Here is a 13,278-nt window from a genome sequence, read left to right on the forward strand (position 1 = left end):
GCGAACGTCCCGCCAGGAGTGATCCGATGAAAGCGTTCCAGGTAAGAGCACCGTTCGAGTTCGGGCTGGCCCAGGTCGACCGACCCGAGGTTGCCCCGGGTGAGGTCCAGGTCGATGTGGCTTACGCCAGGCATCTGTGGCTCCGACATGCACATCATTCATGGGCAGAACGCATTCGTGCGTTTCCCCCGTGTCACCGGCCATGAGTTTTCCGGGGTGATCCGGCAAGTAGGGGAAGGCGTCGAGCACCTGCAGGCGGGCGACCGGGTGTGCATCGATCCGGTGATCAGTTGCGGCACCTGTTATCCCTGCCGCATTGGCCGGCCCAACGTCTGCACGCGGCTGCAAGTGATCGGCGTGCACCGCGACGGTGGTTTCAGCGAGCAGGTTTGCGTACCGGCCGAGAACGCCCACCGTTTGCCCGACTCGATGTCCCTAAGCCATGGCGCTCTCGTCGAACCTTATTCCATTGCCCTCAATGTGCTCGATCGCATGCAGCCACAGCCGGGCGACAGCGTGCTGATCTACGGCGCCGGGGTGATCGGCCTGACCTTGGTGCAGATGGCCAAGGCGCTGGGAATGACTGACATCACCGTCACCGATGTCATCGACAGTCGCCTGGAGACGGCCCGGGCGCTGGGCGCCAGTCGGACCCTCAACGGCCAGGAAGTCGATGTCGAAGCAGTCATGCGCGAACTGACTGACGGCGAAGGTGTGCCGTTGATCGTCGATGCCGCCTGCATACCGGCACTGATGCCGCAGATGGTGCGCCTGGCCTCGCCGGCCGGGCGCATCGGGTTGCTGGGCTTCAATGCCACGCCCAGTGACCTGGTGCAATTGGAAATGATCAAGAAGGAACTGACCTTGGTGGGCTCGCGGCTCAACAACCGCAAGTTCCCCCGGGTGATCGAGTTGATTGCCAGCGGCAAGTTGCAGGTCCAGGACCTGATCAGTCATCGCGTCACCTTCGATGACATGCCCGGCGCCATCGACCTGATCGAAAAACACCCCGAGCAAACCCGAAAAGTGCTGGTGGAGCTGACGAACGCCCATCACTGAGCCGTCTGTACCACCGTTCCATCGTGCCCGTCACGGGCACCCTCACCGAATAAACACAACAAGCGGGAGGTTCCACCATGTTTGGTCAAGGACGTAGCTTAATCATCATCATGTTGTTCCTGGCCGGGGTCATCAATTACCTCGACCGGTCGGCATTGTCTGTGGCGGCGCCTTTCATCCAAAAGGACTACGGTCTGAGTACGGGTGAGATGGGCATGATCTTCAGCAGTTTCTTCGTCGGCTATGCCGCCTTCAACTTCATCGGTGGCTGGGCCGCCGACCGTTATGGCGCCAAGACTACGTTGTTGCTGGCGATGGTCTTGTGGTCGTTGTTCAGCGGCCTCACCGTGCTGACGGTGGGCTTCGCTTCGCTGGTGCTCATCCGCATCCTGTTCGGCATGGGCGAAGGGCCGTTGAGCGTCACCACCAGCAAAATGGTGAACAACTGGTACACCCCCAAGCGCAGGGCGCGGGCCATTGGTGCATCGATGTCCGGTACGCCGTTGGGTGGGGCGATTTCCGGTCCGGTGGTGGGTTTTATCGCCGTCACCTACGGCTGGAAGGTGTCGTTCATTATCATCATGCTGGTCGGCCTGATCTGGGCGGCCGTGTGGTTCAAGTTCGTCAAGGAGCGGCCTGAAGGCGAGGGCGCCGAGGACATACTGCGGGCCGAGGGGCAAAGTGAAATGGCGGCGCAACCGGTATTCCCGCTGCGTTTCTACCTCAAGCAGCCGACGGTGCTGTTCACCTCCCTGGCGTTCTTTTCCTATAACTACACGCTGTTCTTCTTCCTGACCTGGTTCCCCAGCTACCTGACCATGGCCCACGGCCTGAACGTCAAGGACATGAGCATCGCCACGGTCATTCCCTGGGTCTTGGGGTTCATTGGCCTGGCCCTCGGTGGCTTCATCTCTGACTTCGTGTTCAAGAAGACCGGGCGGATGATGTTCTCCCGCAAAGTCGTGCTCGTCACCTGCCTCCTGGCCTGCGCCGCCTGCATCGCCTGTGCGGGGATGGTAACGACCTTGTATCCGGCGGTGATTCTCGTCGCGCTGGCGGTGTTCTTCCTCTACCTCACCGGCGCGATCTACTGGGCGATCATCCAGGACACCGTTCCAGCCGCGAGGGTGGGTGGCGTCAGTGGCTTCATGCATTTCCTGGCTAACACCTCGGGCATTGTCGGCCCGACCTTGACGGGTTTCCTGGTGCAGTTCACCGGCTCGTTCACCAGTGCGTTCCTGCTGGCAGGGCTGCTGACCGTGATCGGTGCCGTGTGCGTGGCGCGCTACGTGAAACCGCTGTCCGTGGCGGACACCAGCCAGTCGGCGGCACAAAGCCCGCAACCCGCGTCGGCCCTGGGCCATCCCTGAACAGAAGGAGTGAATCGATGCCCGTAGTGAACCGCGTACCCTGCACCGGTAGCGCAACGCAGATCGGTATCGTGCACCTGGGTCTGGGCGCGTTTCATCGCGCCCACCAGGCGGTCTATCTGCAACGCCATCTCAATCGCCATGGCACAAGCGACTGGGGTTTGTGCAGCGCCAACCTGCGCTCCAATCACACCTTGGTCGAGCAATTGCGCGAGCAGGATGGCCGCTACCACGTGGCCGAGTACCGCGATCGCGAGCAAGTGACGCTCCGGGAAATCGGTGTGCTGCGCGAGGCCTTGTATGCGGGCGAGGGCGGTCATGAACTGGAGCAATTGCTTGAGCGCATGGCCGCGCCGCAAACCCGGATCGTCACGCTCACCGTCACCGAAAAAGGCTATTGTCTGAGCCCTTCTTCCGGGCAGTTGCGCCGCGATGATCCGACGATTGCCCATGACATCGCTCATCCATACACGCCACGCTCGGCGCCGGGGATCGTCCTTGAAGCCCTGCGCCGACGTCGCGCCGCAGGCATCGCGGCGTTCACGGTGTTGTGCTGTGACAACATGCCCGACAACGGCCAGCGCACCCGCCAGGCCGTGGGTGCCCTGGCGGCGTTGCAGGATCCAGCGTTGGCGCAGTGGGTCGAGCAGCAGGTGGCGTTTCCCAGCTGCATGGTCGACCGCATCGTGCCGGCCATGGACGAGGAGTCGTTCTGCCGGTTGGAGCAGCTGGATTGCCACGACCGCGCGGCAGTGGTCAGCGAAAGCTTCAGTCAATGGGTGGTCGAGGATCACTTCCCCCTCGGCCGCCCGGACTGGGAAGTAGAAGGCGTGCAGATGGTCGACGACGTGGGTCCGTTTGAGACGATGAAGCTGCGCATGCTCAATGGCAGCCATTCGCTGCTGGCCTACGTGGGTTTGCTGGCGGGTCATGAATTAGTCTTCGAAGCGGTCAACGATGGGCGGCTGGCGCGCCTCATCGAGCGCTACATGGCCGAGGAAGCGGTGCCCACTTTGCACATGCCGGCCGGGATTGATCTCATGAAATATGCAGTAGATCTTCAGGCGCGTTTTGCCAACGACAGCCTGCAACACCGCTTGCGCCAGATCGCCATGGACGGCTCGCAGAAACTGCCGCAACGCTGGTTGCTCGGCGCCCAGCAATTGCTTGACCAGGGACGCGGCATCGACTGCACCGCGCTGGGCATCGCCGCCTGGATTCATTACTGCACGCAGCCGTTGCCCGGGCGTCCGGCGCATGTGGTCGACGACCCGTTGAGCGCCACCTTCGCCGACCTTGCCGGACGCTTCGACGGCGCATCGCGGGTGGACGCGTTTCTCGACCTGGACGAGATATTCCCGCCGGCATTGTCGGCACACCCGGCCTTTCGCGATGCCGTTCACCGCGCCTACAGCGCCCTGGCCCGCGACGGCGTGGGCAACCTTTTGCAGACCGTTGCCACACCCAACTGACAGACAAGGAGAACAACATGGAACAGACATGGCGTTGGTTTGGCCCCAAAGACCCGATTTCCCTGGCGGACGTTCGCCAGACCGGTGCGACCGGCATCGTCACCGCGCTGCATGAGATTCCCAATGGCGAGGTGTGGCCGGTGGAGGCCATCGCGGCACGCAAAGCGATGATCGAAGCGGCCGGCCTGAGCTGGTCGGTGGTGGAAAGCATCCCGGTGCATGAAGACATCAAACGCGGTTGCGGGCGGCGCGACGAGTACATCGCCAACTACCAGCAAAGCGTGCGCAACCTGGCAAGCTGCGGCATCGATATCGTCTGCTACAACTTCATGCCGGTGCTGGATTGGACCCGCACTGACTTGTTTCATGAGCTGGAGGACGGCGGCTGGGCGTTGCGTTTCGATCAGACCGCGTTTGCCGCCTTCGACCTGTTCATTCTCCAGCGCCCCGGTGCCCAGGCCGAATACAGCGCCGAGGATATCCAGCAGGCCAAGGCCTATGTCGAGCAATTGACGCCGGTCGCGCGCGAAACCCTGGTCAATACGTTGATCGCCGGTTTGCCCGGCGCCGAAGAACATTACAGCCTGGATAATTTCCGCGACTTGCTGGGGACCTACGCTGACATCGACGAGACCAAGCTGCGTGAACACCTGGGATATTTCTTGCGCGCGGTGATCCCGGTGGCGGAGGAGGTGGGCGTGCGCATGGCGATCCACCCGGACGACCCGCCCCGGGCACTGCTCGGCTTGCCGCGCATCCTGTCTACCGCGAGTGACGCCCAATGGCTGCTCGATGCCGCGCCGAGCCCGGCCAATGGCCTGACGTTCTGTACCGGCTCCTATGGCGTGCGTGAAGACAACGACCTGGTGGCGATGGCCAAGCAGTTTGCGCCGTTCATCTATTTCACCCACCTGCGCTCGACCCGCCGGGAAGCCGACCCGCGCAGCTTCCATGAGGCTCATCATCTGGACGGCGACGTGGACATGGTCGGGGTCATCAGCGCCTTGGTGGCTGAAGAACGCCGGCGCGAACGCGAAGGCGGCCCGCGGTTGCCGCTGCGTCCGGATCACGGGCACCAACTGCTCGACGACCAGCAGCGCAAGAGCAACCCGGGCTACTCGCTGATCGGCCGTCTCAAGGGCCTGGCGGAAATCCGTGGCGTGGAACTGGCGGTGCGCCAACACCTGAACCAGACGGCGCACTAATCCCGTGGCGAGGGGATTTATCCCCGCTGGGCTGCGCAGCAGCCCCAAAAGCAACGACCTCGACCTTACTGGCACACCGAGTTGCCTGGTTTGGGGGCCGCTGCGCAGCCCAGCGGGGCGGTGCGACGCTTCGCTAAATCCCCTCGCCACAAGACCTATTCCCTACGCGACAGCGCAGCGTCAGCGACGCGGCGGGGACTCCCTCGCCGCAGAAGCCAAACCGTGGGCTCAGTCGCTGTTGTCTTCCGGCTCCAGCGCCTGCAGCCAGCGGTTCTCGGAGCGGCTCAGGTGCTGGCGCATCGAGGTCTGGGCGCCGAGCACATCCTTGTTGACGACGGCGCGCAGGATCGCCTCATGCTCGACGACGGCGGCTTCCCAGGTCAGGGCGTTTTCCGAGTGCTTGCTCAGGTGAGCGGAGATGGGGGTGTGTCGTTCATCAAAGAGAGCGGTGATGATTCTGACCAGGGCAGAGTTGCCGGTCATTTTTGCCAGGCGCTGATGAAACTTGCGGTCGTCCTCCAGCGGCGGCAGGCCGTTGGCAATGCTCGCGCGCATGGCGTCGATGCATTCCTGCAGATAGCGGTGGTCGCTTTTCTTGCCATGCAGGCACGCCAGGATCACCGACTCACCTTCGATTAACGCACGGGCCTGCATCAGCTCGGAAGGGCTCTCGCCCAAGGGCATGGCCTGGCTTTTTCCGTCCGTGGACCTGGCCCGCACGTACACACCGGAACCCATCTTGATCTCGATGTCACCGTCTATTTCCAAGGCGATCAGCGCTTCGCGCAGCGATGGCCTGGAAACCCCCAGCAGTTGGGTCAGGTCGCGCTCGGGAGGAAGCCTGGAGCCCGCCTTGAAATCTCCTTGGGCAATGTAGCTGCGCAGTTGATCGGCGATTTTCTGATACGGCTTGCGTTCGGTGGCGTTGATCGGTGAAACCATGGGTGGCGTCCATCGGAGAATGCGCAAAGGCTACCATAGGCGCCTGATTGTGGGAGCGAGCTTGCTCCCACAGGAAAAGGGTAGCAATGACTCCGTTTCACATCACCGCGCCGATCTGCCAGGGCAGGAATTCGTTATCGCCCAAGCCGTTCTCTTCACTGCATGTGCGACGTCCGGAAGCGGTCTCCAGCATCAGTCGAAACAACCGTTCACCGGCCTGCGCCACCGACTCCACGCCATCGACGATGCCGCCGGCATTAAAGTCCATGTCCAACTCCATGCGCTGAAACAGGCGGGTGTTGGTGGCAATCTTCAAGGATGGCGTGGGTTTGCACCCATAGGTCGAACCGCGACCCGTAGTGAAGCAAATGAGATTCGCGCCGCCCGCCACCTGGCCGGTTGCCGACACCGGGTCGTAGCCAGGTGTATCCATGAACACCAGGCCTCGGGTATCGACCGCTTCGGCGTACTGGTAGACACCCATCAGCCCGCTCGCACCGGCTTTCGCCACCGCGCCCAGGGATTTTTCCAGGATGGTAGTGATGCCCCCGGCCTTGTTGCCCGGAGACGGATTGTTGTTCATGTCGCCGTCGTTGTGGCGAACGTAGGCTTCCCACCAACGGATCCGTTCCATCAGTTTTTCCGCGATTTCGACGGAAGCGGCGCGGGCCGTCAGCAAGTGTTCGGCTCCGTAGATTTCTGGTGTTTCCGAAAGAATCGCGGTGCCGCCCTGTTGCACCAGCAGATCCACGGCGGCACCAAGCGCCGGGTTGGCCGTGATGCCCGAGTAACCATCCGAGCCGCCGCACTGCAAGCCGACGCATAAGTGGCTGGCGGCAACGGTCGTTCGCCGGCATTGGTTGATGAGGGGCAGCATCGCTTCGATATGGGCGATGCCGCGTTGCACGGTTTCGCGGGTACCGCCTTCCTCCTGGATGACCAGGCTGGTCTTGAGCGCAGCGGGGCGATTCGCCAGTTCATTCATCAACGGCGTGAGCTGGTTGACCTCGCAACCGAGTCCGATCAACAGCACACCGGCAAAATTGGCGTGGTCGGCGTAACCGCGCAAGGTGCGCTTGAGAATGTCGATGCCTTCGCCCTTGGCGCCCATGCCACAGCCGCTGCCATGGGTGATTGCAACGACGCCGTCGACGTTGGGTAAGTCTTTCAAGCCCTCGGCAGAGAAGGCGTTGGCGATCTGCTTGCAGACGGTGGCCGAGCAATTGACGCTGGAGACGACGCCGATGTAGTTGCGGGTGGCGACGCGTCCGTCATCACGCACGTAGCCTTCGAACGTAGCGGGATGGGGGCTGAGCGACGTGGGTACGTAGACGTTTCGTACGCTTTGCTCAGCGGTGGCGGCGGGCATGTCCAGGTTATGCACGTGGACGTGCTCACCGGGTTCGATGCCTTGGGTCGCCTGGCCGATGACCTGCCCGTACTTGAGCACGCGCTGGCCGGCCAACACTTTGCGCAGGGCGATTTTGTGGCCAGATGAGATCGTTTGCCGGGCGGTCAGTGTAATGCCGTCGGCGCTCACCGTCTGGCCTTCGACGATATCGCCCCGGGCCACCGCGACGTCATCGCCGGGTGCCAGGACAAGCAAAGAAGAAGCTGGGTTCATGCTGCGTCCTCCGGTTTCTAGCACTCGATGATTGCCTTGACGACGCCTTGCTTGGGGTCGAGCAAGGTGGCGAACGAGTCGGGCACATCGGCCAGCGTGAGTCGGTGGGTGTTCAGGGCGGCATCGGGAATCAACCCGTCGCGCAAGCATTGCTCGACATGCAGGAAGTCTTCCCGGGTGGCGTTGCGGCTGCCCATCAACGTGGCTTCACGTTTGTGGAATTCAGGGTCGGAGAAGGTGATGGAATCCCGCACCACGGAGATCATCACATAGGTGCCGCCGTGGGCGATGAACTCGAACCCACGCTCCATCGCCCGGGCATTGCCGGTGGCGTCGAAGACCACGTCGAAAAAATCATCTCCGGTCAGTTCGGCCAGGGTTTGCTTGTCGCCTTCGCCGATTTGCACAGCCGCATGGATATCCAGGTGTTCCTTGCAGAACGACAAGCGGTCCTCGCGGGTATCCAGCACGGTGACTTTCGCTCCGCGCAGGCTGGCGAAGATCGCCGCGGCCATGCCGATCGGGCCGGTGCCTACCACCAGGGCGTTTTGCCCTGTCTGGACGTTGGAGCGACGCACGGCGTGAGCGCCGATCGAAAGGAATTCGATCATCGCGGCCTGATCAAGGGAAATCCCATCCGCCTTGTGCACGAATTGCTGGGGAACACTCAGGTATTGGGTGAAGGCACCGTCGCAGTGAACCCCCAGCACCTGGATCCGCGTGCAACAGTTGGTCTTGCCTTGGCGGCAGGCAGTGCAGGATCCGCAAGACAAATAGGGCATCACATAGACGACGTCACCCACCGCCAACTCGCTGGCATCGTCAGTGGCGTCCACGATTCCAGAGAATTCGTGGCCCATCACGCGTGGGTATTCAAGGTACGGTTGATTGCCGGTGAAGATGTGCAAATCGGTGCCGCAGATGCCGACGCGCTTGACCCGGATGAGGATTTCTCCCGGTTTCCTGAGTGGTTTTTCACGTTCGAGGGCGGTTAATGAACCGGGTTCGTTGCAGATGACAGTCAGCATGGTGAGGCTCCTTGACGTGCCTGCAGGCAATGCTTGAGCGCAGGCGGGAGGAGGGTTTGGGCGCACGGCTGCTGGAACCGAGGCGCTGTTTTTTATAATGGGCGGCAGCGATGTGCCGTTGATGCCGGTCCGAAACTACGCGCCCAAAAAAATATTGGCAAGACCAATTGTTAAAAAAATAGATTGGACTGACCAGTAGTCGTAAGCGCGAGCCAACTCGCCTCCACACGTTAATACGGTGGAATCAGGTTCCGGATGTCGCGAAATTCCCTGTGGGAGCGAGCTTGCTCGCGAAAGCGGTGGATCACCTTGCAGTGATGTTGGATATGCCGACGTCTTCGCGAGCAGGCTCGCTCCCACAATAGTCCTGCGCTGAATGCAAAGCTCCTGGAAACCCAAGATCCCTGTGGGAGCGAGCCTGCTCGCGAAAGCGGTGGATCAGCTTGCAGTGATGTTGGATATGCCGGCGTCTTCGCGAGCAAGCTCGCTCCCACAATAGTCCCGCGCTGAATGCAAAGCTCATGGACACCCAAGATCCCTGTGGGAGCGAGCTTGCTCGCGAAAGCGCTGGATCAGCTTGCAGTGATGTTGGATATGCCGACGTCTTCGCGAGCAAGCTCGCTCCCACAATAGTCCTGCGCTGAATGCAAAGCTCATGGACACCCAAGATCCCTGTGGGAGCGAGCTTGCTCGCGAAAGCGGTGGATCAGCTTGCGGTGATGTTGGATGTGCCGACGCCTTCGCGAGCAAGCTCGCTTCCACAATAGTCCTGCGCTGAATGCAAAGCTCATGGAAACCCAAGATCCCTGTGGGAGCGAGCCTGCTCGCGAAAGCGGTGGATCAGCTTGCAGTGATGTTGGATATGCCGACGTCTTCGCGAGCAGGCTCGCTCCCACAATAGTCCTGCGCTGAATGCAAAGCTCCTGGACACCCAAGATCCCTGTGGGAGCGAGCTTGCTCGCGAAAGCGGTGGATCAGCTTGCAGTGATGTTGGATATGCCGGCGTCTTCGCGAGCAAGCTCGCTCCCATAATAGTCCTGCGCTGAATGCAAAGCTCCTGGGAACCCAAGATCCCTCTGGTAGCGAGCTTGCTCGCGAAAGCGGTGGATCAGCTTGCAGTGATGTTGGATATTCCGACGTCTTCGCGAGCAAGCTCGCTCCCACAATAGTCCTGCGCTGAATGCAAAGCTCATGGAAACCCAAGATCCCTGTGGGAGCGAGCTTGCTCGCGAAAGCGTTGGATCAGCTTGCGGTGATGTTGGATGTGCCGACGTCTTCGCGAGCAAGCTCGCTCCCACAATAGTCCTGCGCTGAATGCAAAGCTCATGGAAACCCAAGATCCCTGTGGGAGCGAGCCTGCTCGCGAAAGCGTTGGATCAGCTTGCGGTGATGTTGGATGTGCCGACGCCTTCGCGAGCAAGCTCGCTTCCACAATAGTCCTGCGCTGAATGCAAAGCTCATGGAAACCCAAGATCCCTGTGGGAGCGAGCCTGCTCGCGAAAGCGGTGGATCAGCTTGCAGTGATGTTGGATATGCCGACGTCTTCGCGAGCAAGCTCGCTCCCACAATAGTCCCGCGCTGAATGCAAAGCTCATGGACACCCAAGATCCCTGTGGGAGCGAGCTTGCTCGCGAAAGCGGTGGATCAGCTTGCAGTGATGTTGGATGTGCCGACGTCTTCGCGAGCAAGCTCGCTCCCACAATAGTCCTGCGCTGAATGCAAAGCTCATGGAAACCCAAGATCCCTGTGGGAGCGAGCCTGCTCGCGAAAGCGGTGGATCAGCTTGCAGTGATGTTGGATATGCCGACGTCTTCGCGAGCAGGCTGGCTCCCACAATAGTCCTGCGCTGAATGCAAAGCTCCTGGACACCCAAGATCCCTGTGGGAGCGAGCTTGCTCGCGAAAGCGGTGGATCAGCTTGCAGTGATGTTGGATATGCCGACGTCTTCGCGAGCAGGCTCGCTCCCACAATAGTCCTGCGCTGAATGCAAAGCTCCTGGACACCCAAGATCCCTGTGGGAGCGAGCTTGCTCGCGAAAGCGGTGGATCAGCTTGCAGTGATGTTGGATATGCCGACGTCTTCGCGAGCAGGCTCGCTCCCACAATAGTCCTGCGCTGAATGCAAAGCTCATGGAAACCCAAGATCCCTGTGGGAGCGAGCTTGCTCGCGAAAGCGGTGGATCAGCTTGCAGTGATGTTGGATATGCCGACGTCTTCGCGAGCAAGCTCGCTCTCACAATAGTCCTGCGCTGAATGCAAAGCTCCTGGAAACCCAAGATCCCTGTGGGAGCGAGCCTGCTCGCGAAAGCGGTGGATCAGCTTGCAGTGATGTTGGATATGCCGGCGTCTTCGCGAGCAAGCTCGCTTCCACAATAGTCCTGCGCTGAATGCAAAGCTCATGGAAACCCAAGATCCCTGTGGGAGCGAGCTTGCTCGCGAAAGCGGTGGATCAGCTTGCAGTGATGTTGGATATGCCGACGTCTTCGCGAGCAGGCTCGCTCCCACAAAGTCTTGGTGGGTCAGTGACCGTGGACTGTCACGCGATTGCGTCCGGTTTTCTTCGACGTGTACAACGCCTGGTCGGCCCGAGCGATCAGTTCGGCATGGTCGTTCGCCGGCGCACTAAGGTCGGCCACGCCCAGGCTGATGGTGAAACGGATGTCCTGGCCGTTGTACTGCACCAACAAGTGCTCGACGGCCTGTCGCAAGCGTTCGGCGAAAATCCGTGCGCCGGCCCGGTCGGTGTCCGACAGCACCACGCCGAACTCCTCGCCGCCGTAACGCCCGGCCACGTCGGACTCGCGAGCATGCTCGCGCAGCAGTTGGGCGAGCTGCTCGATGACTTTGTCGCCGGCCTGGTGGCCGTAGGTGTCGTTGACGTGCTTGAAGTGGTCGATGTCCAGCATCACCAGGCTCAGCGCATTGCCGTAGCGCTGGTGTCGGGCGTACGCGGCCTTCAAGCTGCCTTCCCAATGGCCGCGGTTGTACAGGCCCGTCAGGCGATCGGTACTGGAAAGCAGCTGCAGCTGAGCATTGGCAGCCTGGATCTGATGGCGATTGGTGGCGACATCGGTGACGTCGTAGATCACCAGGCAGATGTGGTTGATGCGGTTGTCCGGCGAGCGCAGCGGCAGCAGCGTGGTGTTCTGGTACATGAACTCTTCCTGGCCGGTGATCGGCTGGTAGCTCTTGAAGCGCATCAAGTACGGGCGCTGCTCCCAGACGGTGAACGCGGGCGTGCCCAGGGTCGCGACGCTTTCCACCTTGCGGCTGAACCACTGGTGGTCGATTTCCGGGAACAGGCTGAAGAAATTCCGGTTCTGGGCGTCCTTGGGCTGGACCCCGGAGCGGTTCTCCATGAAGGTGTTCCAGACTTGCACGCGGTACTCGCGGTCGAGCACCACCACGCCGACGTCGATGCTTTGAACGATGGCCAGCAACCAGTGGAATTCGTTCAGATCGATGGATTCGTTCATGGCTCAGTTCATCAGGTAGGCGAGTTTGTGGGTCAGCCGCTCGATGGAGTCTTCCGTGAACAGCAGCAACAGATCGAACCGGATGTTCTGCCCTTCCAGGCTGTAGCTGATTTCCACCGCCAAGGTCTTTTTCCAACGGACGCGGTTCGCCTGGATCAGTTCTTCGATAGCCGCATGCTGGCCAAGAATCTGCGGATGGCCCTGGGAAAAAATCACATCGATCTGCTCGGCAATGCTGCTCAGGCACGCGCCGATCAGGATGCTCGACAGGTCCACCAACATTTCCAGGTCAGAGTAATCGGCGCTCTGGCGCTGCATCAGTTGCGCGATGTCGGCAATCTCCGAGTCATGGAAGATCAGCAGGGCTTCGCCAGCGATGCCGCTGCCGATGAATCCCTGGCAGATGGCCGTGAGTTGCTGGGAGTTGCCGACGTCGTTCAAGGCCATGTGCAATTCGCCCACCTCGAGAACGTTGACGTTCGGCACTGGCAGTTGCACGAAGACCCCCAGCACCTTGGCAATCAGCGCCGCCGCCTGGCCGATGGCAACGTTGACCGTTTCGCGAAACGCGTCCTGGAAGCTGATGGTCGCGTTCGACGCCGGCCGGTTCTGCAGCGGCGTCTTGCCGGGTTGGGTCAGCAGTCCCAACCGGTTGAGGGTCTGGCGCAGTTCGTTTTCGTCGAACGGTTTTTTCAGGAAGGCCAAGGCGCCCAGTTCATGGACGCGGCGCACGGCCTCGTCCTGGACGTCCCCTGAAATCACGATGACTTGCGCCGTGAGGCCCTCGGCGCGCAAGGCGCTCAATACCTGGTAGCCGTCCATCTCCGGCATGGTCAGGTCGAGCAGTACTACGTGGCCCAGGCCCTGGCGTATGGCATCCATGGCCTGGCGGCCATTGACCGCCTCGGTGACTGAAACCGGCCAGTCTTGCGGCAGCGCACGCAGCACTTGCTTGCGCGCCATGGTGGAGTCGTCACACACAACCAGGGGAATCAACGGCACTGGCATGCCCAACGACGTTCAACTGCGGGGAAGGTCCTTCGTACATCACTCATAGGCGGCAGTGGCCCTCTGATTAACGAATGGAATGCAATTTGTAGCTT

The 13,278-nt window shown here is 61.1% G+C and carries 8 protein-coding genes and 1 pseudogene; 4 read left to right on the top strand and 5 right to left on the bottom strand.

Annotated features, from left to right (window positions below; genetic code table 11):
* Positions 1-26: 26 nt before the first annotated feature.
* From AB4N42_RS16090 to uxuA, 4 genes and pseudogenes are all read left to right on the top strand, one after another.
* Positions 27-1,059: pseudogene (locus tag AB4N42_RS16090) on the top strand (Zn-dependent oxidoreductase).
* A 77-nt stretch (positions 1,060-1,136) separates the two neighbouring features.
* Positions 1,137-2,429: an MFS transporter gene (locus AB4N42_RS16095; RefSeq protein ID WP_460114965.1), complete on the top strand. Its 1,293-nt coding sequence runs from the start codon at positions 1,137-1,139 to the stop codon at positions 2,427-2,429.
* Between the two features lie 17 nt (positions 2,430-2,446).
* Complete coding sequence (locus AB4N42_RS16100; protein WP_460114966.1) at positions 2,447-3,901, top strand: mannitol dehydrogenase family protein; 1,455 nt, start codon at positions 2,447-2,449, stop codon at positions 3,899-3,901.
* 17 nt (positions 3,902-3,918) lie between these two features.
* Positions 3,919-5,106, top strand: a complete 1,188-nt coding sequence (gene uxuA / locus AB4N42_RS16105) for a mannonate dehydratase (RefSeq protein WP_258647452.1) — start codon at positions 3,919-3,921, stop codon at positions 5,104-5,106.
* 228 nt (positions 5,107-5,334) lie between these two features.
* On the opposite strand, the gene AB4N42_RS16110 is transcribed toward uxuA, so the two are convergent.
* The 5 genes from AB4N42_RS16110 to AB4N42_RS16130 form a co-directional block, all read right to left on the bottom strand.
* Complete coding sequence (locus AB4N42_RS16110; RefSeq protein WP_030141584.1) at positions 5,335-6,048, bottom strand: FadR/GntR family transcriptional regulator; 714 nt, start codon at positions 6,046-6,048, stop codon at positions 5,335-5,337.
* Positions 6,049-6,145: 97 nt separating this feature from the next.
* Entirely contained in the window at positions 6,146-7,672 is a 1,527-nt protein-coding gene (locus AB4N42_RS16115) for a UxaA family hydrolase (protein WP_460114967.1), read from the bottom strand.
* A gap of 17 nt (positions 7,673-7,689) precedes the next feature.
* Positions 7,690-8,700 (bottom strand): zinc-binding alcohol dehydrogenase family protein, encoded by a 1,011-nt coding sequence (locus AB4N42_RS16120; RefSeq protein ID WP_460114968.1) that lies wholly within the window; start codon positions 8,698-8,700, stop codon positions 7,690-7,692.
* 2,518 nt (positions 8,701-11,218) lie between these two features.
* Positions 11,219-12,175 (bottom strand): sensor domain-containing diguanylate cyclase, encoded by a 957-nt coding sequence (locus tag AB4N42_RS16125; RefSeq protein ID WP_217859663.1) that lies wholly within the window; start codon positions 12,173-12,175, stop codon positions 11,219-11,221.
* 3 nt (positions 12,176-12,178) lie between these two features.
* Positions 12,179-13,183: a response regulator gene (locus AB4N42_RS16130; protein WP_334597794.1), complete on the bottom strand. Its 1,005-nt coding sequence runs from the start codon at positions 13,181-13,183 to the stop codon at positions 12,179-12,181.
* Between the last annotated feature and the right edge of the window lie 95 nt (positions 13,184-13,278).

This window comes from Pseudomonas sp. H2_D02 (assembly GCF_054677635.1).